A 25,236-nucleotide genomic window follows, 5' to 3' on the forward strand; every position below is an offset into this window, starting at 1 on the left:
CTCTCCGGAAGGCTGCCCCATCGTTAAATGCCAGGGTAGCGCAGACGGATTTTCGCATCGTTCACTCCATCCGGTTATTCGGCGCTTCGCAGGGAAATCTCACCGCCCACCCAGGGCTTGATCGCGCCATCCTGCTCCAGAAGCAGCGCGCCCTGTGCGTCAATACCGCGGGAAATGCCGTAAATCTCTTTATCACCAATCAGCAGCTTCACCGGACGGTTGATGAAGTTATCCAGCTTTTCCCAACGAGACAGGAACGGTGCCAGGCCTTCCTGTTCAAAAAGCGTGAGTGAACTGCGCAGCTCTTTAATCATGCGCACGGCAAGGGTGTTACGATCGATAACAATCCCCGCCTCCTGGAGATTAGTCCAGGCCTGATTCACCACATCATCCTGGACAGTACGCATCACCATATTGAGGCCCGCGCCAATAACAATTTGCGCCGCATCACCGGTTTTACCCGTCAATTCGACCAGAATACCGGCAAGTTTACGATCGTTAAGGTACAGATCGTTTGGCCACTTAACGCGGACCCGATCGGCACCCAGATCGTGTAGCACTTCCGCCATGACGATACCAATGACCAGACTCAGGCCAATGGCTGCGGCAGGCCCCTGCTCCAGACGCCAGTACATGGACAGATAGAGATTGGCGCCAAATGGCGAGAACCATTTGCGACCGCGACGGCCACGACCGGCCTGCTGGTATTCAGCAACACAGGCATCGCCGGACGAGAGTTCGCTCAGCCGATCCATAAGGTACTGGTTCGTCGAATCAATCACCGGCAGCACCGCAACGTTGCCGTGTTCAAGCTGGCTGCGGATGACGTCTTCATTCAGCAATTGAATTGGCTCCGGCAGGCTGTAGCCTTTTCCCGGCACCGTGAACACATCGACGCCCCAGTCGCGAAGCGTCTGGATATGCTTGTTAATGCCGGCACGGCTCATGCCCAGCTGCTCGCCCAGCTGTTCGCCAGAGTGAAACTCCCCGTCAGCAAGGATGCTAATCAGGGTTAACGGAATGGTATTGTCCTTCACGCAATGGTCTCCACGGCATTCACTTCACCTGTGCGGCCAATGAAGCGGACTTCTGGCTCCAGCCAGACGTTAAACTTTTCGCCCACACGTTGACGAACATAATGCGCCAGCTGTACAACATCATCGCTGGTCGCATCGCATTGATTAATCAGTACCAGAGCCTGCTGCTGGTGAACGGCAGCGCCACCTACGGACGTGCCTTTTAACTGGCATTGATCGATCAGCCAGCCAGCGGCCAGCTTCACGCTGCCATCTGCCTGAGGATAATGTGGCGCAGTGGGCCATCCTTCAAGAAAGGCTTTTGCATTTTCGCTGCTAATAACCGGATTTTTGAAGAAGCTTCCTGCATTTCCGTTTACTTTCGGATCGGGAAGTTTGGTCATTCGCATATGGCAAACTGAGTCAAATACGTCGCGGGGAGTGACGGTTGCCGGATCGAGACGCGTTAAATCGCCATAGGTCAGCACCGGCTGCCAGTTCTTTGGCAGACGCAGGCCCACGGCGACAATCACGTAGCGATCCTGATATTCATGCTTGAAGATACTGTCACGATAGCCAAACCGACACTGTTCTGCCGTTAAGCGCTTAGCCGTTCCGGTCGCTAGTTCGATGCAGTCGACATATTCACAGACATGTTTCAGTTCGATGCCGTAGGCACCGATGTTTTGGATGGGTGACGATCCGGCGCAGCCTGGTATAAGCGCCAGGTTTTCCAGACCCGGCATCCCTTTTTCGAGGGTAAATTGCACCAACTGATGCCAGTTTTCTCCGGCCCCCACGTGCAGATGCCAGCTATCGGCATGCTCTTCCACACCAATGCCCATAATGCGGTTAACGATCACCGTTCCCGCGAAATCGTCGAGAAACAGGACATTGCTTCCTTCGCCCAGAATCAGTACGGGTTCGTTATTTTCTGTTGCGCTTTGCCATGCATCCAGCAGCTGCTGTGCAGTATCGGCACGTACAATTTGATTAGCATTACGTTGAATGCCAAAGGTATTCCAGGGCTTAAGGGAGTGGTTCATAGACGCTATCCTGATGCAAAAACGCAGGTAGTTTACCGTATAAGCAGGGCGTTGGGGGATCTGTTTGTGCAGCGCAGAAACGCAAAAAGGCCATCCTTTCGGATGGCCTCTTCACTTATTTGATGCCTGGCAGTTCCCTACTCTCACATGGGGAGACCCCACACTACCATCGGCGCTACGGCGTTTCACTTCTGAGTTCGGCATGGGGTCAGGTGGGACCACCGCGCTAAAGCCGCCAGGCAAATTCTGTTATCTGTATCAGGCTGAAAATCTGTCTCTCACCGCCAAAACATCTTCGGCGTTGTAAGGTTAAGCCTCACGGTTCATTAGTACCGGTTAGCTCAACGCATCGCTACGCTTACACACCCGGCCTATCAACGTCGTCGTCTTCAACGTTCCTTCAGGAGACTTAAAGTCTCAGGGAGAACTCATCTCGGGGCAAGTTTCGTGCTTAGATGCTTTCAGCACTTATCTCTTCCGCATTTAGCTACCGGGCAGTGCCATTGGCATGACAACCCGAACACCAGTGATGCGTCCACTCCGGTCCTCTCGTACTAGGAGCAGCCCCCCTCAATTCTCCAGCGCCCACGGCAGATAGGGACCGAACTGTCTCACGACGTTCTAAACCCAGCTCGCGTACCACTTTAAATGGCGAACAGCCATACCCTTGGGACCTACTTCAGCCCCAGGATGTGATGAGCCGACATCGAGGTGCCAAACACCGCCGTCGATATGAACTCTTGGGCGGTATCAGCCTGTTATCCCCGGAGTACCTTTTATCCGTTGAGCGATGGCCCTTCCATTCAGAACCACCGGATCACTATGACCTGCTTTCGCACCTGCTCGAGCCGTCACTCTCGCAGTCAAGCTAGCTTATGCCATTGCACTAACCTCCTGATGTCCGACCAGGATTAGCTAACCTTCGTGCTCCTCCGTTACTCTTTGGGAGGAGACCGCCCCAGTCAAACTACCCACCAGACACTGTCCGCAACCCGGATCACGGGTCCACGTTAGAACACCAGCCATTAAAGGGTGGTATTTCAAGGACGGCTCCACGCAGACTGGCGTCCACGCTTCAAAGCCTCCCACCTATCCTACACATCAAGGACCAGTGTTCAGTGTCAAGCTATAGTAAAGGTTCACGGGGTCTTTCCGTCTTGCCGCGGGTACACTGCATCTTCACAGCGAGTTCAATTTCACTGAGTCTCGGGTGGAGACAGCCTGGCCATCATTACGCCATTCGTGCAGGTCGGAACTTACCCGACAAGGAATTTCGCTACCTTAGGACCGTTATAGTTACGGCCGCCGTTTACCGGGGCTTCGATCAAGAGCTTCGCGTTGCCGCTAACCCCATCAATTAACCTTCCGGCACCGGGCAGGCGTCACACCGTATACGTCCACTTTCGTGTTTGCACAGTGCTGTGTTTTTAATAAACAGTTGCAGCCAGCTGGTATCTTCGACTGATTTCAGCTCCGTCCGCAGGGACTTCACCTACATATCAGCGTGCCTTCTCCCGAAGTTACGGCACCATTTTGCCTAGTTCCTTCACCCGAGTTCTCTCAAGCGCCTTGGTATTCTCTACCTGACCACCTGTGTCGGTTTGGGGTACGATTTCGTGTTACCTGATGCTTAGAGGCTTTTCCTGGAAGCAGGGCATTTATCACTTCAGCACCGTAGTGCCTCGTCATCACGCCTCAGTGTTAAAGTGAACCGGATTTGCCTGGAACACACACCTACACGCTTAAACCGGGACAACCGTCGCCCGGCTGACATAGCCTTCTCCGTCCCCCCTTCGCAGTAACACCAAGTACAGGAATATTAACCTGTTTCCCATCGACTACGCCTTTCGGCCTCGCCTTAGGGGTCGACTCACCCTGCCCCGATTAACGTTGGACAGGAACCCTTGGTCTTCCGGCGAGCGGGCTTTTCACCCGCTTTATCGTTACTTATGTCAGCATTCGCACTTCTGATACCTCCAGCATGCCTCACAGCACACCTTCAACGGCTTACAGAACGCTCCCCTACCCAACAACACATAGTGTCGCTGCCGCAGCTTCGGTGCATGGTTTAGCCCCGTTACATCTTCCGCGCAGGCCGACTCGACCAGTGAGCTATTACGCTTTCTTTAAATGATGGCTGCTTCTAAGCCAACATCCTGGCTGTCTGTGCCTTCCCACATCGTTTCCCACTTAACCATGACTTTGGGACCTTAGCTGGCGGTCTGGGTTGTTTCCCTCTTCACGACGGACGTTAGCACCCGCCGTGTGTCTCCCGTGATAACATTCTTCGGTATTCGTAGTTTGCATCGGGTTGGTAAGCCGGGATGGCCCCCTAGCCGAAACAGTGCTCTACCCCCGAAGATGAGTTCACGAGGCGCTACCTAAATAGCTTTCGGGGAGAACCAGCTATCTCCCGGTTTGATTGGCCTTTCACCCCCAGCCACAGGTCATCCGCTAATTTTTCAACATTAGTCGGTTCGGTCCTCCAGTTAGTGTTACCCAACCTTCAACCTGCCCATGGCTAGATCACCGGGTTTCGGGTCTATACCCTGCAACTTAACGCCCAGTTAAGACTCGGTTTCCCTGCGGCTCCCCTATACGGTTAACCTTGCTACAGAATATAAGTCGCTGACCCATTATACAAAAGGTACGCAGTCACACCACGAAGGTGCTCCCACTGCTTGTACGTACACGGTTTCAGGTTCTTTTTCACTCCCCTCGCCGGGGTTCTTTTCGCCTTTCCCTCACGGTACTGGTTCACTATCGGTCAGTCAGGAGTATTTAGCCTTGGAGGATGGTCCCCCCATATTCAGACAGGATACCACGTGTCCCGCCCTACTCTTCGAGTTCACAACCTGTGCATTTTCGTGTACGGGACTGTCACCCTGTACCGTGCGACTTTCCAGACGCTTCCACTAACACACAAGCTGATTCAGACTCCGGGCTGCTCCCCGTTCGCTCGCCGCTACTGGGGGAATCTCGGTTGATTTCTTTTCCTCGGGGTACTTAGATGTTTCAGTTCCCCCGGTTCGCCTCGTTAACCTATGTATTCAGTTAACGATAGTGTGACGGATCACACTGGGTTTCCCCATTCGGACATCGACGGGTCAAAGGTTCATATCACCTCGCCGTCGCTTTTCGCAGATTAGCACGTCCTTCATCGCCTCTGACTGCCAGGGCATCCACCGTGTACGCTTAGTCGCTTAACCTCACAACCCGAAGATGTTTCACTTCTGATTGCGAAAATTTGAGAGACTCGAACACACCATTAAAGATGTGTCGTTTCAATTTTCAGCTTGATCCAGATTTTTAAAGAGCAAAACTTCGCAGTGCACCTTTTCAGGTTCACTCTGAAGTTTTCTTGTGTTCGCAGTAAAAGATGGTGGAGCTATGCGGGATCGAACCGCAGACCTCCTGCGTGCAAAGCAGGCGCTCTCCCAGCTGAGCTATAGCCCCATCGTTTTGCCAACCTCTTCAAATTTGCTTCGCAAATTTGGTAGGCCTGAGTGGACTTGAACCACCGACCTCACCCTTATCAGGGGTGCGCTCTAACCACCTGAGCTACAAGCCTGTAGAGGTTTTTTACTGCTGTTTTTCATCAGACAATCTGTGTGAGCACTGCAAAGGCAGGTTCTTTAAGGTAAGGAGGTGATCCAACCGCAGGTTCCCCTACGGTTACCTTGTTACGACTTCACCCCAGTCATGAATCACAAAGTGGTAAGCGCCCTCCCGAAGGTTAAGCTACCTACTTCTTTTGCAACCCACTCCCATGGTGTGACGGGCGGTGTGTACAAGGCCCGGGAACGTATTCACCGTGGCATTCTGATCCACGATTACTAGCGATTCCGACTTCATGGAGTCGAGTTGCAGACTCCAATCCGGACTACGACGCACTTTATGAGGTCCGCTTGCTCTCGCGAGGTCGCTTCTCTTTGTATGCGCCATTGTAGCACGTGTGTAGCCCTACTCGTAAGGGCCATGATGACTTGACGTCATCCCCACCTTCCTCCAGTTTATCACTGGCAGTCTCCTTTGAGTTCCCGGCCTAACCGCTGGCAACAAAGGATAAGGGTTGCGCTCGTTGCGGGACTTAACCCAACATTTCACAACACGAGCTGACGACAGCCATGCAGCACCTGTCTCAGAGTTCCCGAAGGCACCAAAGCATCTCTGCTAAGTTCTCTGGATGTCAAGAGTAGGTAAGGTTCTTCGCGTTGCATCGAATTAAACCACATGCTCCACCGCTTGTGCGGGCCCCCGTCAATTCATTTGAGTTTTAACCTTGCGGCCGTACTCCCCAGGCGGTCGACTTAACGCGTTAGCTCCGGAAGCCACGCCTCAAGGGCACAACCTCCAAGTCGACATCGTTTACGGCGTGGACTACCAGGGTATCTAATCCTGTTTGCTCCCCACGCTTTCGCACCTGAGCGTCAGTCTTTGTCCAGGGGGCCGCCTTCGCCACCGGTATTCCTCCAGATCTCTACGCATTTCACCGCTACACCTGGAATTCTACCCCCCTCTACAAGACTCTAGCCTGCCAGTTTCGAATGCAGTTCCCAGGTTGAGCCCGGGGATTTCACATCCGACTTGACAGACCGCCTGCGTGCGCTTTACGCCCAGTAATTCCGATTAACGCTTGCACCCTCCGTATTACCGCGGCTGCTGGCACGGAGTTAGCCGGTGCTTCTTCTGCGGGTAACGTCAATCGATGAGGTTATTAACCTCACCGCCTTCCTCCCCGCTGAAAGTACTTTACAACCCGAAGGCCTTCTTCATACACGCGGCATGGCTGCATCAGGCTTGCGCCCATTGTGCAATATTCCCCACTGCTGCCTCCCGTAGGAGTCTGGACCGTGTCTCAGTTCCAGTGTGGCTGGTCATCCTCTCAGACCAGCTAGGGATCGTCGCCTAGGTGAGCCGTTACCCCACCTACTAGCTAATCCCATCTGGGCACATCTGATGGCAAGAGGCCCGAAGGTCCCCCTCTTTGGTCTTGCGACGTTATGCGGTATTAGCTACCGTTTCCAGTAGTTATCCCCCTCCATCAGGCAGTTTCCCAGACATTACTCACCCGTCCGCCACTCGTCACCCGAGAGCAAGCTCTCTGTGCTACCGTTCGACTTGCATGTGTTAGGCCTGCCGCCAGCGTTCAATCTGAGCCATGATCAAACTCTTCAATTTAAGTTTGATGCTCGTGAATTAAACTTCGTAATGAATTACGCATGTTCACTCAGAGACTTGGTATTCATTTTTCGTCTTGCGACGTTAAGAATCCATGTCACTTTGAGTGCCCACACAGATTGTCTGATAAATTGTTAAAGAGCAGTGCCGCTTCGTTTTCGCTGCGGCGCGGGGTGTGCATATTACGCCTTCCCGCTTCAGAGTCAAGCCTTTATTTTGCTTTTCTCTGCTGACCCAGCGGCGTGTGTGCCGTTGTTCCGTATCAGTGGAGGCGCATTATAGGGAGTTATTCTGAAGTGACAAGCACAAAATAAAAAAAACTTTTCGTTCGCTCACTTTTCAAACTTAACGCTTATTTAAGTCGCGAATCGCCCGCTAAATGGGCAATTTCCCGCGCAAAACTGGCCACCTGCGACCAGTCGGTATAAACCACTTCTTTACGCGTATCGGTTTCGCCACCCGTCATCTTCATTATCAGGCGGATCATGAAGCGGTCATACCAGCGGTAGCGAGGATAGCGCAGCGCACCGGCAAAGACGGCGCACAGGTCTGGCTGCCACGGCGAGCCGAGCAAAAACTTGCGCGTGTAGCTGTTGGTCTGCGGCGTACGCTTCTCAGCTTTACGGGCAACCAGATTGACCGAGTAAAACGCGCCCGGCAATGTGTTGAGTACCGCCGTATGCTTTTTCACAAAGCGATCCAGCGCCGGATGGAAGTGTCCGTAACGAATGGAGGCGCCAATCACCACGCGATCGTACTCCTGCCAGGCAATCTGCTCTGCGCGATTCAGGTTCACCACATCTGAGTAAATGCCCAGCTCTTTTAATTCCGACGCCAGATAAGCGGCAATCTCACGCGTTTGTCCGTCTCGCGTAGAGAAAAGAATCAGTGTTTTCATCAACGGCTCCTTATTCGCGCCAGAATGTTGGGGTGAACAGCACCAGCAGCGTAAAGACCTCAAGACGACCAAACAGCATATTGGCAATAAGGATCCATTTCGCAACCGGGTTCATGCTGGCAAAGTTATCCGCCACAACCCCCAGCCCAGGCCCGAGGTTGTTCAGTGTTGCGACGACGGACGCAAAGGCGGAGAAATCATCCACTCCCGTCGCGATGATCGCCAGCATGCTGACGATAAAGACCAGCGCATACGCCGAGAAGAACCCCCACACCGCTTCGAGGATACGTTCCGGCAGCGCGCGGTTCCCCAGCTTAATGCTGTAGACCGCATTCGGGTGGACCAGGCGCTTCAGCTCACGGTTCCCCTGCTTGAATAGCAGCAGAATACGAATCACCTTCAGACCACCGCCCGTCGACCCGGCGCAGCCGCCGATAAACGCGGAGCACAGCAGAAGTACCGGCAGGAACAGCGGCCAGCGCGCGATGCTGTCCGTGGTAAACCCGGCGGTCGTCGCCATCGACACCACCTGGAAAAACGCCTGATTGAGCGTGGTCAGCGCCGAGTTGTAAACATCATGGAACCACAGCACCAGGGTGCAGATGACGACCAGGGTAAGCTGGACGCCAATGAACATGCGGAACTCAGGATCGCGCCAGTACACCTTCAGACTACGTCCGCTCAGTAAAGAGAAGTGCAGGCCGTAGTTACAGCCGGAGATCAGCAGGAAAATCGCAATGATGGTGTTAATCGTTGGGCTGTCGAAGTACCCCACGCTGGCGTCGTGGGTGGAGAACCCGCCAATGGCAATCGTCGCGAAGCTGTGCCCGATAGCATCGAAGGCCGGCATCCCGGCAAACCACAGCGCCAGCGCGCAGGCTACCGTCAGCAGAACATAAATCAGCCACAGGGTTTTCGCCGTCTCGGCAATACGTGGACGCATCTTGTTGTCTTTCAGCGGCCCCGGCATTTCAGCCCTGTACAGCTGCATCCCCCCGACGCCCAGAATCGGCAGGATGGCCACCGCCAGGACGATGATCCCCATCCCCCCGAACCACTGCAGCATCTGGCGATAAAAGAGAATAGCGTGGGGTAACGAATCCAGCCCCACCAGCGTCGTCGCACCAGTGGTCGTTAAACCAGAAAACGATTCAAAAAAGGCATCCGTGATGCTGAGGTTAGGCTGCTCAGAGAAGATAAAGGGCAGCGAACCGACGCTTCCCAGCACCGTCCAGAACAGGACCACAATCAGAAAGCCTTCGCGAGATTTCAGTTCACCTTTCTGACGACGGTTCGGCCACCACAGCAGCGAGCCGATCGCCAGCGCGACAAAGAAGGTCTGGGTAAAAGCCCGCCCCGCGCCGTCCCGGTAGATAAGCGCCACCAGTCCAGGGAGAATCATCGTCCCCGAAAAGAGTATGACCAGCAGTCCAACGATTCGGGTTATGGCACGAAAATGCATCTCTGCCGCTTCCTTTGGTATTCAAAAAGTGAGGTGGGGATTATTCTTCAATCGGCAGCAATTGCAACGAACCGCGACTGAAATCAGCCAGTTTTGCTGAAAAAGCAGCCAGTTCTGCCTGAGGAAGCGCCACGCGTAATTGCACCATTGCCTGGTAATCACTGTGCGCAATCACGCCGTTAAATTGTTTGAGCAGTGTTTCAATGCCCGATAGCTGAGCGTAATCGCACAATAAAGTATATTCGGTGAGCGGCGTTTTGCGGGTGGTCGTCAGGATATTCAGTGCCTGCTGCACCCCACCGCCATACGCTTTAACCAGCCCGCCCGTGCCCAACAGGATGCCGCCGTAGTAGCGCACCACCACGGCGGTAATTTCACCCACGCCGCTGCCCATCAGCTGGGAGAGCATGGGTTTACCGGCTGTGCCCGCCGGTTCACCGTCGTCGGAAAAACCGAGCTGTTGCGAATCGTCCGGCGGCCCTGCCACCCACGCCACGCAGTGGTGACGTGCGTCAGGGTGCTCCGCGCGAACGGACTCGACAAACGCTTTCGCCGCCTCTACGCCGTCGGTGTGCGCCAGCAGCGTAATAAAGCGGCTTTTCTTGATTTCCTCAACAAAAGTGACCGGTTCAGCCGGTATCAGCCAGCTTTCCATCAGGCCAGCTTCAGGTCTCGCGTCATATTCTCGATACCGTTCTCGTGAACCACCACGTTATCTTCGATACGAATGCCGCCAAACGGTTTCAGCGCGTCGATTTTTTCCCAGTTGAAGTGCTTGCTGAACTGCCCTTCACGCCACGGCGCCAGCAGGGATTCAATAAAGTAGATCCCCGGCTCGATGGTCAATACCATGCGCGGCTCAAGAATACGGGTGCAGCGCAGGTAAGGATATTTAGACGGTGCCGCCAGGTGCGTACCGGTATCATCCTGCATGAAGCCCGCAACGTCGTGAACCTGCAGGCCCAGCGGGTGGCCGATACCGTGCGGCATGAATGGTCCGGTCAGGTCGTTTTCGACCATCGCCTCTTCGCTCATGTCTTTCACAATCTGATGCTTACGCAGCAGTTTAGCAATGCGCTGATGGAACTGGATGTGGTAATCCACGTAGCTGGTTCCGGCCTTCATGGTGCCAATCAACGCCAGCTGTTCGTCGTTTACGTCCTTAATAAGCTGCGCAAAATCGGTATCCGCATTCGCCGCCCAGGTGCGAGTCAGATCGGCCGCATAGCCGTTGTACTCTGCGCCTGCGTCCAGCAGGAAGCTGCGCATCTCAGACGGAACCTGATGATCCAGTTTGGTGTAGTGGAGAACAGACGCATGCTCATTCAGCGCGACGATGTTGCTGTACGGTACGTCGGTGTCACGATGACCGGTTGCGGTCAGGTAGGCCAGGTTGATATCGAACTCGCTCATGCCTGACTGGAACGCTTCGTGCGCGGCGCGGTGACCATTCACCGCCGTTTTTTGCGCTTCACGCATGCAGTAGAGTTCATAGTCGGTTTTATACGCGCGGTAATAGTGCAGGTAATCCAGCACGCCTTTCGGATTGAGTTTGTCTGCCGGAATATCCAGACCGAGCGCACGTTCAGGTACAGGGCCAATGTAGCCGATGTTGCCGCGCGCCGCTGGCAGCTGGCTGCCAATGCCGTCCGCTTTTGGCAGGGCGATCACCTCAATTTCTTCGGTCCAGAAAGAGGTCGGCAGCGGTTCGACGTTGTGCCAGTAATCAACCGGCAGGTAGAACCACAGTTTCGGCTTGTTCACGCCGTCCACCAGCAGCCAGCAATTCGGAACCTGTGTCACCGGCACCCAGGCTTTAAACTGCGGGTTAACCTTAAACGGATAGGCGTGGTCATCAAGAAAAGTATTCATCAGCTCGCCGGAGTGGATCAGAAGAGCATCCAGCTTGAAGCGGGCCAGTACATCGCGGGTACGTTCCTGTAGGGTAACGATATGATTTTTATAAAGCGAAGCCAGTGAGTCCATCATTCTTCCTTTCGTTTTTTTGACCTCAAGTCATCGCATCTTAGCACACCTCACTCCGGCTGCGTGATTTCCACCGACCGTGATCAACGCAGCAATTTCTTAATGAGTAATTTGCATTTTATTAACATAAATTCCACACTCCGTCTCATCTGGTATGACCAGATCCACTTGCTGGATTCAGGAGACTGACATGCTTTACAAAGGCGACACCCTGTACCTCAACTGGCTGGAAGATGGCATTGCCGAACTGGTGTTCGATGCCCCCGGCTCAGTGAATAAGCTTGATACCGCGACGGTGGCCAGTCTTGGCCAGGCGCTGGAAGTACTTGAAAAGCAATCTGAATTAAAAGGGCTGCTGCTGCGTTCGAACAAAGCGGCCTTTATCGTCGGTGCCGATATCACCGAATTCCTTTCGCTGTTCCAGGTTCCGGAAGAACAGCTGAGCCAGTGGCTGCACTTTGCCAACAGCGTCTTTAATCGTCTGGAAGATCTGCCTGTTCCAACGATCTCTGCCGTGAACGGCTACGCGCTGGGCGGCGGCTGCGAGTGCGTGCTGGCAACCGACTACCGTCTGGCGACGCCGGACCTGCGTATCGGCCTGCCGGAAACCAAGCTGGGCATCATGCCGGGCTTTGGCGGTTCCGTGCGTATGCCCCGCATGCTGGGCGCCGACAGCGCCCTGGAAATCATTGCCGCTGGTAAAGACGTGGGTGCAGAACAGGCGCAGAAAATCGGTCTGGTCGACGGCGTCGTGAAACCAGAGAAGCTGGTTGAAGGTGCACTCGCCATTCTGCGTCAGGCGATTAACGGCGACCTCGACTGGAAGGCCAAACGTCAGCCGAAGCTGGAGCCGTTAAAGCTCAGCAAGATTGAAGCCACCATGAGCTTCACCATCGCCAAAGGCATGGTGATGCAGACGGCGGGTAAACACTACCCGGCGCCAATCACGGCGGTGAAAACCATTGAAGCGGCAGCCCGCTTTGGCCGCGACGAAGCCCTGAAGCTGGAAAACCAGAGCTTTGTTCCGCTGGCGCACACCAATGAAGCCCGCGCGCTGGTTGGCATCTTCCTCAACGATCAGTTCGTGAAGGGCAAAGCCAAACAGCTGACCAAAAACGTTGAGACGCCAAAACACGCGGCGGTACTCGGCGCCGGTATTATGGGCGGCGGCATCGCTTACCAGTCGGCCTGGAAAGGCGTGCCGGTAGTGATGAAAGACATCAACGAGAAATCTCTGACGCTGGGCATGACCGAAGCCGCCAAGCTGCTGAATAAACAGCTTGAGCGCGGAAAAATTGACGGGCTGAAGCTCGCAGGCGTGATCTCAACCATCCAGCCTGTGCTGGAATACAGCGGTTTCGACCGTGTGGACGTGGTGGTTGAAGCGGTCGTTGAGAACCCGAAAGTCAAAAAAGCGGTGCTGGCGGAAACGGAAGACAAGGTTCGCCCGGACGCCGTCCTGGCCTCAAACACCTCCACCATCCCCATCAGCGAACTGGCGAGCGTGCTGAAGCGTCCGGAAAACTTCTGCGGAATGCACTTCTTCAACCCGGTACACCGTATGCCACTGGTCGAAGTGATCCGTGGAGAAAAAACCTCTTACGAAACCATCGCTAAAGTCGTGGCGTGGGCAAGCAAGATGGGTAAAACGCCGATCGTCGTTAATGACTGCCCAGGCTTCTTCGTCAACCGCGTGCTGTTCCCGTACTTCGCCGGCTTCAGCCAGCTGCTGCGCGACGGCGCGGACTTCCGCAAAATCGACAAAGTAATGGAAAAACAGTTCGGCTGGCCGATGGGCCCGGCGTATCTGCTGGACGTCGTCGGCATTGATACCGCCCACCACGCGCAGGCCGTCATGGCGGCGGGCTTCCCGCAGCGCATGCAGAAAGATTATCGCGATGCCATTGACGCCCTCTTTGACGCCAACCGCTTCGGACAGAAAAACGGCCTGGGCTTCTGGCGTTATAAAGAAGACAGCAAAGGCAAACCGAAGAAAGAAGAAGATGCGGCGGTGGATGGCCTGCTGGCCGACGTATGCCAGCCGAAACGCGACTTCACCGACGACGAAATTATTGCCCGCATGATGATTCCGATGATCAACGAAGTGGTCCGTTGCCTGGAAGAAGGCATTATCGCCAGCCCGGCAGAAGCGGATATGGCGTTGGTATACGGCCTGGGCTTCCCTCCGTTCCACGGCGGCGCGTTCCGCTGGCTGGATACGCTCGGCAGCGCCCGCTATCTCGATATGGCGCAGCAGTATCAGCACCTCGGTCCGCTTTATGAAGTGCCGGAAGGGCTGCGTAACAAAGCGCGCCATAACGAACCCTACTATCCAGCAGTTGAGCCAGCCCGTCCGGTTGGCGCGCTGAAAACGGCTTAAGGAGTCACAATGGAAAAGGTTGTCATTGTTGATGCGATTCGCACCCCGATGGGCCGTTCAAAAGGCGGTGCGTTCCGTAACGTGCGAGCGGAAGATCTCTCCGCGCACCTGATGCGTAGCCTGCTGGCGCGTAACCCGGCGCTGGACCCAGCAGCGCTCGACGATATCTACTGGGGCTGCGTGCAGCAAACGCTGGAGCAGGGCTTCAACATCGCCCGCAACGCGTCGCTGCTGGCGGAGATCCCGCATTCGGTTCCGGCGGTCACCGTCAACCGCCTGTGCGGTTCGTCGATGCAGGCCCTGCACGACGCGGCGCGCATGATCATGACCGGCGATGCGCAGGCCTGTCTGGTCGGCGGCGTTGAACACATGGGCCATGTGCCGATGAGCCACGGGGTCGATTTCCATCCGGGCATGAGCCGCAACGTGGCGAAAGCCGCAGGCATGATGGGCCTTACCGCCGAGATGCTCTCCCGCCTGCACGGCATCAGTCGTGAAATGCAGGATGCTTTTGCCGCGCGCTCTCACGCCCGCGCCTGGGCCGCCACGCAGTCCGGTGCCTTCAAGAATGAGATCATCCCGACCGGGGGCCACGATGCAGACGGCGTACTGAAGCAGTTTAGCTACGACGAAGTCATTCGTCCGGAAACGACGGTCGAAGCGCTTTCTACCCTGCGTCCGGCATTTGATCCGGTCACCGGTACGGTAACGGCAGGGACGTCGTCGGCGCTATCCGACGGTGCCGCCGCGATGCTGGTGATGAGCGAAAGCCGTGCCCGTGAATTGGGCCAGACGCCACGCGCTCGCGTGCGTTCGATGGCGGTGGTGGGCTGCGATCCTTCAATCATGGGTTACGGCCCGGTTCCGGCCTCGAAGCTGGCGCTGAAAAAAGCGGGCTTAACTGCCAGCGATATCGATCTGTTCGAGATGAACGAAGCGTTTGCCGCACAGATCCTGCCGTGCATTAAAGATCTGGGGCTGATGGAGCAGATCGACGAGAAGATTAACCTCAACGGCGGCGCGATCGCCCTCGGTCACCCGCTGGGCTGTTCCGGGGCGCGTATCAGCACGACGCTGATTAACCTGATGGAACGCAAAGATGCCCAGTTTGGTCTGGCAACGATGTGTATCGGCCTGGGTCAGGGTATCGCGACGGTGTTTGAGAGAGTGTAAGTAAGGAAAAGTATCTCAAAGCCAATGACGTCAGAACAAGGCGGCAAGCGAGCGAATCCCGATGAGCTTACATTAGTAAGTGATTCGGGTGAACGAGCGCAGCCAACGCAGTTATGGCGTCATTGGCGAAGAGAGACAGTTTAGTTGCCGTTCTTCCCGCCTGTCAGGGGCGGGTTTTTTATTTAAATGAAGGCAAACGCATCGCCAAACAGGCGATCTTCACGCGCATCGCGTTCGTTACAGAACAGGTCGCGGGCAATTTTCGCCATCTCAAAACGGCCTGCAATGTAGATATCATGTCCCGCCAGCGTGCCGTGATCCTGCAGTACCGCCGTCAGCACCGTCCCGCTACGTCCACGCCAGCCCTCTTCCGGCTGCTCGACCACTGGCTCAATGCGCAGGTTAGGATGGTTAACGCTCAGCGCTTCCAGTTCAGACAGGTCGTACAGGTGCTTCTCTTCGCGGCCGCCCCAGTAGATGGTGATGTCACGGTCTGGATTACGCGCCAGCGCGGTCAACAGAATAGAGCGCACATAGGAGAAGCCCGTACCGCCCGCGATCAGAATCAGCGGACGGTCTTCGTCATCACGCAACCACGCGTCGCCGTGAGGAATGTCGACCACAATCTCACGCTCTTTCAGGATGCGGTCCATCACGGCCATCGCGTACAGGTTAAGCTCAGACGCACCAATATGCAGCTCAATAAATTCCTGCTCTGCTGGCGTAGAGGCCATAGAGAAAGGACGCTTATCACGCTCATCCATCACCACCATCAGGTACTGGCCGGCACGGAATGAGAATGCCGCTTCAGGAACCAAACGGACGCGATATACGGTGTCGGTAATAGCATCTACCGACGTCACTTTACAGCTTAAGGTTGTCATTCGCTCTCTCTGTCGGGAAGTCTATAGGGCTTAACGGTCAGCTCAGGGTTTACCGTTATTCATTATGGCCAGTTCGTCCCAGATCGCGTCAATTCGCGCGGTCACAGCAGGATCTTTTTTGATCGGGCGACCCCATTCACGGTCGGTTTCGCCAGGCCATTTATTTGTGGCATCCAGTCCCATCTTTGAGCCAAGACCGGAAACCGGCGAGGCAAAATCCAGATAATCTATCGGCGTATTTTCGACTAACACCGTATCACGCGCAGGATCCATTCGCGTGGTTATCGCCCAGATAACATCGTTCCAGTCACGGGCGTTAACGTCATCATCGCAGACAATAACAAATTTGGTATACATAAACTGGCGCAGGAAAGACCATACGCCCATCATCACGCGTTTAGCATGTCCGGGATACTGCTTCTTCATCGTGACCACCGCCATGCGATACGAGCATCCTTCAGGCGGCAGATAAAAATCAACGATTTCCGGGAACTGCTTTTGCAGGATCGGCACAAATACTTCGTTCAGTGCCACGCCGAGCACCGCCGGTTCATCCGGTGGGCGGCCAGTATAGGTGGAGTGATAAATCGCATCTTCACGTTGAGTAACATGCGTGACGGTAAACACCGGGAAGTTATCCACTTCGTTGTAATAGCCGGTATGGTCGCCGTATGGGCCTTCTGGCGCCATTTCACCCTGCTCAATGTAACCTTCCAGCACAATTTCGGCGCTGGCCGGCACTTCGAGATCGTTGGAGATACACTTCACGACCTCGGTTTTAGTCCCGCGCAGCAGGCCAGCAAACGCATATTCAGAGAGCGTATCCGGTACGGGCGTGACCGCCCCCAGAATGGTGGCCGGATCGGCACCTAACGCGACAGACACCGGAAACCGTTCACCCGGATGTGCAGCACACCACTCCTGGAAATCCAGCGCGCCGCCGCGGTGCGACAGCCAGCGCATGATGAGCTTATTCTTGCCAATCAGCTGCTGGCGATAAATACCGAGGTTTTGCCGCTCTTTATGCGGTCCGCGCGTCACGGTGAGGCCCCAGGTGATCAGCGGCGCAGCATCTTCAGGCCAGCACTGCATGATAGGGATTTTGGTGAGATCCACCGCATCGCCTTCCAGCACTTTCTGCTGACACGGCGCGCCGCGCAGGCGTTTGGTGGGCATGTTCAACACCTGCTTAAACTGCGGCAGCTTATCGAACAGATCGCGGAAACCTTTCGGTGGCTCAGGCTCTTTCAGAAATGCCAGCAGTTTCCCCACTTCACGCAGCGCGGTAACGTCTTCTTGCCCCATTCCCAGCGCGACACGACGCGGGGTGCCAAACAGGTTGCACAGCACCGGCATTGAGTAACCTTTTGGATTTTCAAACAGTAATGCAGGGCCACCGGCACGCAGGGTGCGGTCAGCAATTTCTGTCATTTCCAGATAAGGATCAACAGGAAGTGTAATGCGTTTCAGTTCACCCTGCTTTTCCAGCAGCGTCAGGAAGTCGCGGAGATCGTGGTATTTCATGCAGTTAGTCATGGCCTCTCTGTAAGCGCTTCATTATACGGCGTAAGCCTGCTTGATGCTGTAATTTTGTTAAATTAGCGTGAACTTATCCGCTGTGTTCGAATTTCCCCCATTATAATCAACTTAGCGATCCCTCCAGGGTTTTGATATGCTTGCGCCCCGAACTAAGGGAAAGAGTGATTATGCAGGCCTGGTATTTACTGTATTGCAAACGCGGGCAACTTCAGCGCGCGCAGGAACATCTTGAACGTCAGTCTGTAAATTGTCTGACACCCGTGATCACGCTTGAAAAAATGCAGCGCGGGAAGCGCACAACCGTCAGTGAGCCTTTATTCCCGAACTATCTGTTCGTGGAGTTCGACCCTGAGGTGATCCACACCACTACCATCAGCGCAACGCGCGGCGTCAGCCACTTCGTTCGTTTTGGTGCCCACCCGGCAACCGTTCCGTCGACCGTCATTCATCAGCTGTCTGTTTATCAACAGCCTGAAGGGATCACCGACCCGGAAACCCCTTACGCGGGTGATAGCGTCGTCATTACCGAAGGCGCATTCGAAGGCCTGCAGGCGATTTTCGCCGAGCCGGACGGTGAAGCGCGCTCCATGCTGTTGCTCAATCTGCTGAACAAGCAGGTGCTGCAGAGCGTGAAAAACACCGACTTCCGCAAAGTTTAAACGTTTATCCCGAACAGGCGACGCACGTTGTCATCCGTCTGCGCGGAAAGCCAGTGCGGATCCTCTCCGCGCCAGTGCGCTACGCGCTCAACAATGTGCCCCAGCAAGGCGGGCTCGTTTCGCCGCGATGCCGGTTTGGGCTTCATATCTCGCGGCAGCAGGTATGGCGCATCGGTTTCAAGAAGCAAACGGTCTGCCGGGATTATCGGCAGCAGCTCGCGAAGCTCAAGCCCGCGGCGCTCATCACACACCCAACCGGTGATCCCCAGATACAAACCGCGGTTCAGGCAATCCAGCGCTTCCTGGCGAGACCCGGTGAAGCAGTGGAGCACTGCGCCGGGCAGTTTATCCAGCCACGGGTCCAGCAGTGCGAGAAAACGTTCATGCGCATCGCGACAGTGCATAAAGACGGGCATTTGAAGCTCTGCCGCCAGCACAAGCTGGGCAGTGAACGCCTTTTCCTGTTCTTCAGGCGTGGAGAAGTTGCGGTTAAAATCGAGCCCGCACTCGCCAATAGCCACCACCTCTGCCGTTTTTGCCAGCGTGCGCAGGGTTTCTGCGCTCTCAGCCGTCCACTGGCTGCTGTCATGAGGGTGGACGCCGGCGGTTGACCAGCAGTGTTGATAGCGTTGCGCCAACAGCAGCGCCTGCTCGCTCTCATGCAGGTTGGTCCCGGTCAGGAGCAGCCCTTTTACGCCAGCCTCAAAAGCCCGCGCAACCACCTCGTCACGATCTTTCGCAAACTGCGAGCTGGTCAGGTTGAGTCCGATATCAAACATGCGATTCCCCATAGAACAACCGCCCTGACGGGCGGCTGGTTTTACTCTTCAGTGGTCTTTTCGGACGCATCGTCTTCATCGTCCGACCGGCGTCCTTTTCCCACGTAGAAACGCGAGAAGAATACGCCAACCTCAAACAGGCAGTACATCGGTATTGCCAGCAGCGTTTGTGAGAAGACGTCCGGCGGCGTCAGCAGCATGCCGACTACGAAGGCGCCCACCAGAATATAGGGACGCTTCTTACGCAGGTCATCAGGGGTGGTTACCCCAACCCAGCAGAGCAGCACAATGGCCACCGGCACTTCAAACGCCACACCGAACGCCATAAACAGCGCCATCACAAAGCTGAGGTAGCTGGCGATATCCGTCGATACCTGAACCCCTTCCGGCGCGGTATGCGTCAGGAAGCCAAAGGCCAGCGGGAAGACAACGAAGTAGGCAAACGCCATGCCGATATAGAACAGCAGCGAACTGGAGACCAGCAGCGGGATCACCAGTTTACGTTCATGCCTGTACAGTGCTGGCGCCACAAATGCCCATACCTGATAAAGGATGACGGGTGCAGACGCAATCAACGACACCCAGAAGGTGAGCTTAATCGGGGTGAAAAACGGTGATGCAACGTCTGTTGCAATCATCGTTGCCCCCAGCGGCATCTGCTTGATCAGCGGCGCAGAAACCACCTGATAAATATCGTTGGCGAAATAGACCAGGCACAGGAATATGAGGAATACCGCAATAATGCAGTTTAACAGGCGCTTACGCAGCTCAATCAGGTGCGTAATAAGCGGTTGAGTATCATCTACTGCCATGGTTACGCTTTATCACTCGACGAGGGGGATGATTCGGAAACGGGCGCGGCGGGTTTCGCTTCAGCCGCTTTTACAACCGGCTCTTCCGGCTGCGCCTGTTTTTTCAGTTCAGTTTCCTGCGGCGTTTGTTCAGGCGCTGCGGCCTGGTGCTCCGCACTCGCTGGCGTCACGCCCTCACGCTGCGCTTCGCTGTCCTTCACCACCGGGTTATGAATAGTGTTCGCTTCATCGCTCGCTTTTTCAGGATCGTTAACGCTATAAGAGCGCTTCATGGATTCCGCCGCTTCGCGCAGCTCATCCATTGAGGCTTTCAATTCCGGCGTCAGGTTATCCATGCTCGCCTTCTCAACCTTTTTCAGGCTTTCCTGAAACTCCTGCAGCTTAAGTTCCTGCGCCAGCTCGTTCTGAACGGTCGAAGCCAGCGATCTTAGCGCTCGAACCCAGCCCACGACGGTTTTCACCGCTACCGGCAGACGCTGCGGCCCCAGCACGATCAGACCAATCACAAAGACCAGCAGCAGCTCACTAAAACCAATGTCGAACACGACTTACACCTGCTCTTTATCGTGGCGTTTAGCGTCTTCCTTTTTGGCATCTTCCTGCTTATCGGAGATGGATTTAGCAGTAAAGTCAGCGTCCTGGCTGGTTTTATCCTGCTTGCTCTCATCATCGCTCATTGCTTTCTTGAAGCCTTTGATAGACGCGCCCAGATCGGAACCAATAGAACCGAGCTTTTTGGTGCCAAACAGCAGCACAACGATGACGGCAATAATGACTAATTGCCAGATACTGATACCACCCATACATATTCCTCAGGGATAGATGATTAATTGGTCAGGTCGCATTATACGTATGCGACCTGTCGATGGCGATGCAAACTCAGCGCGTTTTTCTCCATCCTGCAAGCCAGACAACAACCCCGCCAGCCATCAGCCAGGCGGGCATCATCTGCCAGTCAGGACGGTTGATCAGCAGCAACGTACCGCTCAGCAGCAGCGTTGCGCCAATGCCAAAGAGGTAGCGTGACTGTCCCTGGCGCACACGGCTGGACTGAAGCTCGCGGGCGATTTTATCCATGCTGTGCTGAAGATTCTTGCTCTGACGCAAACTGTCGTAAACCAGTTCAGGAATTTCAGGCATTTTTTCGATCCAGAACGGTCCTTTCTCTTTCAGCGAACGCACCAGCGCTGGAAGGCCAACCTGATCCTTAATCCAGGATTCCAGGAAAGGTTTAGCCGTCTTCCACAAGTCTAACTGAGGATAGAGTTGTCGACCTACACCCTCAACGTAAAGTAATGTTTTCTGGAGTAAAACTAACTGTGGCTGAACTTCCATATTAAAGCGGCGGGCCGTATTGAACAGGTTTAACAGCACGTGTCCAAAAGAGATCTCTGCCAGCGGTTTTTCAAAAATCGGTTCGCAAACGGTACGGATAGCAAACTCGAACTCTTCGACGTTGGTGTCTGGCGGAACCCAGCCGGAATCCACATGCAGCTCGGCCACCTTACGGTAGTCGCGGTTGAAGAAGGCGATGAAGTTCTCAGCCAGATAACGTTTATCTTCTTTATTCAGCGAGCCCACAATTCCGCAGTCGATACCGATGTATTTCGGATCCTCAGGATGCTCATAGCTCACGAAGATATTGCCCGGATGCATGTCCGCATGGAAAAAACTGTCGCGGAATACCTGGGTAAAGAAAACCTGCACGCCACGTTCGGCCAGCAGCTTCATGTTCGTTCCCTGCTTCTCCAGGGCCACCACATCCGAAACCGGAATACCGTAGATGCGCTCCATGACCATCATGTTCTGGCTGCAATAGTCAGAATAGACTTCAGGCACGTACAGCATCGGGCTGTTTTCAAAATTGCGGCGCAGCTGAATGGCGTTTGCCGATTCACGCAGCAGATTAAGCTCATCAATCAGCGTTTTTTCATATTCCCGCACCACTTCCATCGGGCGCAGTCGACGGCCGTCCGGCAGCAGACGCGGAACCCAACGCGCCAGACGATAAATTAGCTTCATGTCGGCTTTGATAATCGGCAGGATATCCGGGCGGATCACCTTGATCACCACCTCTTTGCCGTTCTCTTTCAGACGCGCAGTGTGCACCTGAGCGATAGAAGCCGACGCCAGCGGTTCTATTTCGAAATCGTCAAACCAGGTTTCAACGGGAAGGTTACCCATCGCCTCCTCGATCTGTTTCTTCGCTCTCACCCCGTCAAACGGGGCGACACGGTCCTGCAGCATCGCCAGTTCATCGGCAATGTGCGGCGGGAAGAGATCGCGGCGAGTTGAGAGCATCTGTCCGAACTTAATCCATACCGGGCCGAGCTCCTGCAGCGCCAGACGCAGGCGTTCACCCAGCGGCTGACCTTTATGGCGATTTGGCATCCAGAACAGCGTCCGCCGCCAGATCCTGAGAGGCAGCGTGATACGCATTTTGGGGATGAGCTCGTCGAGCCCGTAACTCAAAAAGGTGTGGATGATAAAATAGAGGCGCCGAATTTCACCAGGCGTCATTTGCCCTCCAGTTTTTCCAGCCGTTTGCTTAGGGCATCAACCGCACGTTTAACCGCGGCCGTCTCTTCTGCGAACCACGCAACTTCCAGCGGCCCGGGCGCCATGCGCCACTCCTCGGTCAGTACTTCTGCGGCATAACGCTGTTGGCGTTGCAGATTTTTGCGCAGGAACGCCGTGCCGCCATGAATAACTTTCCCGATCCCTTCAGCGGCGATGTCGCCAATAAAAGGCGCCAGCAGCTCTGCCGGGTCAAACTCAGCCAGATCGCTGAGCGCAACGAAGTTCTGCACGACCTGGATGTCGCCTTCCACTTCCAGCTCACCGCTGCGGATAAGCGCCGTTAATTGCTGGCGATCGCGCAGTTTTGGCAGCACGCTCATATGGGTAATGACTGAGCAATCAGCTTCACCTTCCCACTCACCCAGAACGTCAAGCTGACGTTCGCTGAACACCAGCACGAGCGGCGTCGAGAACTCTTTTAACACAATGCGCAGTACCTTCCCGTTAAGCCGCTGACGTGCGGCTTTCAGCGCCGGAGCGCGATACAGGAAGGCATTCAGCACATTCTCGATGCCTGCGGTGACTAAGGGTTTAAAGGGCACGGGACACCTCCACTCAGAATTTGTAACCGCGATGCAGCGCGACGACACCCGCCGTCATGTTGAAGTACTCAACGTTCTCAAATTCCGCATCCTGCATCATGGCTTTTAAGGTGTCCTGATCCGGATGCATGCGAATTGATTCCGCCAGATAGCGATAGCTTTCCGCGTCGTTTGCCACCAGTTCGCCAATACGCGGCAGCACGTGGAAGGAATATGCGTCGTAGGCTTTGCTCAGCGGGTCGATAATCGGTTTAGAGAACTCGAGCACCAGCAGGCGTCCACCCGGCTTCAACACGCGGTACATGGAACGCAGCGCTTTTTCTTTATCAGTGACGTTACGCAGACCGAAGGAAATCGTGATGCAGTCAAAAGTATTGTCCGGGAACGGCAGCGCTTCGGCGTTGGCCTGCACGTATTCCACGTTACCCACCACGCCGATGTTACGCAGCTTTTCGCGTCCCATTTTAAGCATGGAGTCATTAATATCAGCCAGTACAACGCGACCGGTTTCGCCCACCAGACGGGAGAATTTCGCCGTCAGATCGCCCGTACCGCCAGCCAGATCGAGAACCGTTTGTCCACGACGCACACCGCTGCAGTCGATGGTGAAGCGCTTCCACAAGCGATGAATGCCGAACGACATCAAGTCATTCATCACATCGTACTTCGCCGCCACGGAATGAAATACGTGGGCCACCATGTCAGCTTTCTGCGCTTTGGCTACAGTCTGAAAGCCAAAGTGCGTCGTGTCTTGTGAATCGTCAACCATTTCAGAGCCTGCTAATCAGTCAAATGTTCGTGAAGTGTAACAGATTGGGCGCAATTGCCCTACGATTCAACCACCGCGAAAGAAACGCGCTGGCTGCTCGTCTGGCGATAAATCCGGCGCTAAATCGTTGTCCTGGCTGGGTGAATTTTGTTCATCCCCGCCCTCACGCAGTCGGAACTCTTCGTCCTGGGCTGTCGCCTGTTCGACCAATTCCGGATTAATCTCGCGTTTAACCTCCACTCCCAGGCTGCGGAATGCTTCAGCCTGCGCAAGCAGGTTGCCACGCCCGGAGGAGAGCTTTTTCATCGCCTGGCGGTAGTTATCCTGCGCACGATCCAGGCTTTGCCCGACGGAGGACATGTCGTCCACGAAGAGGCGCATTTTGTCGTACAGCTTGCTGGCGCGGTCGGCAATCTGCTGCGCGTTACGGCTCTGGTGCTCATAGCGCCACAGGTTCGCAATGGTGCGTAAGGCCACCAGCAGCGTGGTGGGGCTGACCAGCATAATGTTATTTTTCAGCGCTTCGGTGATCAGTTCGGGCTGTCTGTCGAGCGCCAGCAAAAACGCGGGTTCGACCGGGATAAACATCAGCACGTAGTCCAGCGAGCGCAGCCCCGGCAGTTGCTGATAATCCTTTCTACCCAGCAGGCGAATATGGTTACGCACGGAGGCAATGTGCTCCTGCAGCGCCGATTCGCGCGTATAGTCATCTTCAGCGTTGAAGTAGCGCTCATAGGCCACCAGCGTCATTTTGGCGTCAATGACCACATCTTTGCCCTGCGGCAGACGCACAATCACATCCGGCTGCATTCGCGAGCGGGCATCGTTTTCGATACTCACCTGCGTTTCGTATTCATACCCTTCCCGCAGGCCAGAGGCCTCCAGCACGCGGGTGAGCACCACTTCCCCCCAGTTACCCTGGGTTTTGTTATCGCCTTTCAGCGCCCGCGTCAGGTTGACCGCTTCCTGCGCCATCTGGGCATTCAGCTGTTGAAGATTGCGGATCTCATGCGCCAGCGTGTGGCGTTCGCGGGCTTCCTGACCAAAGCTGTCCTGTACCTGACGGCGAAAGCCGTCCAGCTGTTCGCGCAGCGGCGTCAGCAGGCTGTTCAGGCTCTGGCGATTTTGCTCATCAACGCGGCGGTTGCTGTGCTCGAAAATGCGGTTGGCGAGGTTCTCGAACTGTTCGCTGAGGCGCTGCTCGCTGTTGATCATCTGGCGGATTTTGTCTTCGGCATGCAGCTGGGTGGATTCAAGGCGGGTAGTCACTTCGCGGAGATCGGCCTCCAGGGAGGTGTTGATGTCGCGCAGGTTACGCAGTTCGTTATTGAGCAGTTCACACTCGTCGCGCCAATGGTCGCTTAGGGCAAGCTGCTGTTTTGCGGCGCTTAAATCGGCGACGATCTCTTCGCGTTCAGCCAACTGCTCGGCCTTCTGCTGTGCATGCTGATAGCTGGATATCAGCCAGCCTATCGCCACGCCCGCCAGCGCAATTACCGCATAAATAAGGATTGAGATATCCACAATGCC

19 protein-coding genes, 2 tRNA genes and 3 rRNA genes are annotated in these 25,236 nt (G+C 55.2%); 3 read left to right on the forward strand and 21 right to left on the reverse strand.

Annotated features, from left to right (window positions below; all coding sequences use genetic code 11):
• Positions 1–74: 74 nt before the first annotated feature.
• From birA to pepQ, 11 genes are all read right to left on the reverse strand, one after another.
• Positions 75–1,037, reverse strand: a complete 963-nt coding sequence (gene birA, locus IB212_RS21925) for a bifunctional biotin--[acetyl-CoA-carboxylase] ligase/biotin operon repressor BirA (protein ID WP_041911845.1) — start codon at positions 1,035–1,037, stop codon at positions 75–77.
• On the reverse strand, positions 1,034–2,062 hold the full coding sequence (murB, locus tag IB212_RS21930; protein WP_060571551.1) for a UDP-N-acetylmuramate dehydrogenase: 1,029 nt from the start codon (positions 2,060–2,062) through the stop codon (positions 1,034–1,036). Before murB ends, birA begins: the two co-directional genes overlap by 4 nt.
• 124 nt (positions 2,063–2,186) lie before the next feature.
• Positions 2,187–2,302, reverse strand: a 5S ribosomal RNA gene (gene rrf / locus IB212_RS21935).
• A 65-nt stretch (positions 2,303–2,367) separates the two neighbouring features.
• Positions 2,368–5,271: ribosomal RNA gene (locus tag IB212_RS21940) — 23S ribosomal RNA — on the reverse strand.
• A gap of 171 nt (positions 5,272–5,442) precedes the next feature.
• Positions 5,443–5,518, reverse strand: a tRNA-Ala gene (locus tag IB212_RS21945).
• 38 nt (positions 5,519–5,556) lie between these two features.
• A tRNA-Ile gene (locus IB212_RS21950) sits at positions 5,557–5,633 on the reverse strand.
• A gap of 70 nt (positions 5,634–5,703) precedes the next feature.
• Positions 5,704–7,243: ribosomal RNA gene (locus tag IB212_RS21955) — 16S ribosomal RNA — on the reverse strand.
• Together the 16S, 23S and 5S rRNA genes with 2 tRNA genes alongside form the textbook arrangement of a ribosomal RNA operon.
• 352 nt (positions 7,244–7,595) lie before the next feature.
• Entirely contained in the window at positions 7,596–8,141 is a 546-nt protein-coding gene (gene hemG, locus IB212_RS21960; RefSeq protein ID WP_041911844.1) for a menaquinone-dependent protoporphyrinogen IX dehydrogenase, read from the reverse strand.
• Between the two features lie 10 nt (positions 8,142–8,151).
• Complete coding sequence (trkH, locus tag IB212_RS21965; RefSeq protein ID WP_013099227.1) at positions 8,152–9,603, reverse strand: Trk system potassium transporter TrkH; 1,452 nt, start codon at positions 9,601–9,603, stop codon at positions 8,152–8,154.
• A 40-nt stretch (positions 9,604–9,643) separates the two neighbouring features.
• Positions 9,644–10,258, reverse strand: a complete 615-nt coding sequence (locus IB212_RS21970; protein ID WP_041911843.1) for an IMPACT family protein — start codon at positions 10,256–10,258, stop codon at positions 9,644–9,646.
• Positions 10,258–11,589, reverse strand: coding sequence for a Xaa-Pro dipeptidase (gene pepQ / locus IB212_RS21975; protein ID WP_028014769.1), 1,332 nt, complete (start codon positions 11,587–11,589; stop codon positions 10,258–10,260). Before pepQ ends, IB212_RS21970 begins: the two co-directional genes overlap by 1 nt.
• 190 nt (positions 11,590–11,779) lie before the next feature.
• On the opposite strand from pepQ, the gene fadB reads away from it, so the two are divergent.
• The gene (gene fadB / locus IB212_RS21980) at positions 11,780–13,969 is read left to right on the forward strand and encodes a fatty acid oxidation complex subunit alpha FadB (RefSeq protein ID WP_041911842.1); all 2,190 of its coding nucleotides are present in this window, start codon (positions 11,780–11,782) and stop codon (positions 13,967–13,969) included.
• Between the two features lie 9 nt (positions 13,970–13,978).
• Complete coding sequence (fadA, locus tag IB212_RS21985) at positions 13,979–15,142, forward strand: acetyl-CoA C-acyltransferase FadA (RefSeq protein WP_041911841.1); 1,164 nt, start codon at positions 13,979–13,981, stop codon at positions 15,140–15,142.
• A 182-nt stretch (positions 15,143–15,324) separates the two neighbouring features.
• Here the strand turns inward: fadA and fre are convergent, their stop codons facing one another.
• Together fre and ubiD are read right to left on the reverse strand one after the other, a co-directional pair.
• Positions 15,325–16,026 (reverse strand): NAD(P)H-flavin reductase, encoded by a 702-nt coding sequence (gene fre, locus IB212_RS21990; RefSeq protein WP_028014772.1) that lies wholly within the window; start codon positions 16,024–16,026, stop codon positions 15,325–15,327.
• A gap of 42 nt (positions 16,027–16,068) precedes the next feature.
• Entirely contained in the window at positions 16,069–17,562 is a 1,494-nt protein-coding gene (gene ubiD / locus IB212_RS21995) for a 4-hydroxy-3-polyprenylbenzoate decarboxylase (RefSeq protein WP_028014773.1), read from the reverse strand.
• Between the two features lie 170 nt (positions 17,563–17,732).
• On the opposite strand from ubiD, the gene rfaH reads away from it, so the two are divergent.
• Complete coding sequence (gene rfaH, locus IB212_RS22000; RefSeq protein ID WP_020882871.1) at positions 17,733–18,224, forward strand: transcription/translation regulatory transformer protein RfaH; 492 nt, start codon at positions 17,733–17,735, stop codon at positions 18,222–18,224.
• Here the strand turns inward: rfaH and tatD are convergent.
• The 8 genes from tatD to rmuC all read right to left on the reverse strand — a co-directional run bounded on the left by tatD (position 18,221) and on the right by rmuC (position 25,230).
• Positions 18,221–19,003, reverse strand: a complete 783-nt coding sequence (gene tatD / locus IB212_RS22005; RefSeq protein ID WP_041911840.1) for a 3'-5' ssDNA/RNA exonuclease TatD — start codon at positions 19,001–19,003, stop codon at positions 18,221–18,223. The genes rfaH and tatD overlap by 4 nt on opposite strands.
• A gap of 41 nt (positions 19,004–19,044) precedes the next feature.
• Complete coding sequence (gene tatC, locus IB212_RS22010) at positions 19,045–19,815, reverse strand: Sec-independent protein translocase subunit TatC (RefSeq protein ID WP_028014775.1); 771 nt, start codon at positions 19,813–19,815, stop codon at positions 19,045–19,047.
• Positions 19,816–19,817: 2 nt separating this feature from the next.
• Positions 19,818–20,360 (reverse strand): Sec-independent protein translocase protein TatB, encoded by a 543-nt coding sequence (tatB, locus tag IB212_RS22015; protein ID WP_028014776.1) that lies wholly within the window; start codon positions 20,358–20,360, stop codon positions 19,818–19,820.
• A 3-nt stretch (positions 20,361–20,363) separates the two neighbouring features.
• Positions 20,364–20,618: a Sec-independent protein translocase subunit TatA gene (gene tatA, locus IB212_RS22020; protein WP_013099238.1), complete on the reverse strand. Its 255-nt coding sequence runs from the start codon at positions 20,616–20,618 to the stop codon at positions 20,364–20,366.
• Between the two features lie 76 nt (positions 20,619–20,694).
• Positions 20,695–22,335, reverse strand: a complete 1,641-nt coding sequence (gene ubiB / locus IB212_RS22025) for a ubiquinone biosynthesis regulatory protein kinase UbiB (RefSeq protein WP_028014777.1) — start codon at positions 22,333–22,335, stop codon at positions 20,695–20,697.
• Complete coding sequence (gene ubiJ, locus IB212_RS22030; RefSeq protein ID WP_041911839.1) at positions 22,332–22,937, reverse strand: ubiquinone biosynthesis protein UbiJ; 606 nt, start codon at positions 22,935–22,937, stop codon at positions 22,332–22,334. The genes ubiB and ubiJ overlap by 4 nt, the downstream gene beginning before the upstream one ends.
• Before the next feature lie 13 nt (positions 22,938–22,950).
• Positions 22,951–23,706 (reverse strand): bifunctional demethylmenaquinone methyltransferase/2-methoxy-6-polyprenyl-1,4-benzoquinol methylase UbiE, encoded by a 756-nt coding sequence (ubiE, locus tag IB212_RS22035; RefSeq protein ID WP_028014779.1) that lies wholly within the window; start codon positions 23,704–23,706, stop codon positions 22,951–22,953.
• Positions 23,707–23,772: 66 nt separating this feature from the next.
• Positions 23,773–25,230, reverse strand: coding sequence for a DNA recombination protein RmuC (rmuC, locus tag IB212_RS22040; RefSeq protein WP_041911838.1), 1,458 nt, complete (start codon positions 25,228–25,230; stop codon positions 23,773–23,775).
• Positions 25,231–25,236 lie beyond the last annotated feature (6 nt).

Origin of the sequence: Enterobacter sp. E12 (genome assembly GCF_014596715.2) — a bacterium.
Lineage (GTDB): Bacteria > Pseudomonadota > Gammaproteobacteria > Enterobacterales > Enterobacteriaceae > Enterobacter > Enterobacter bugandensis.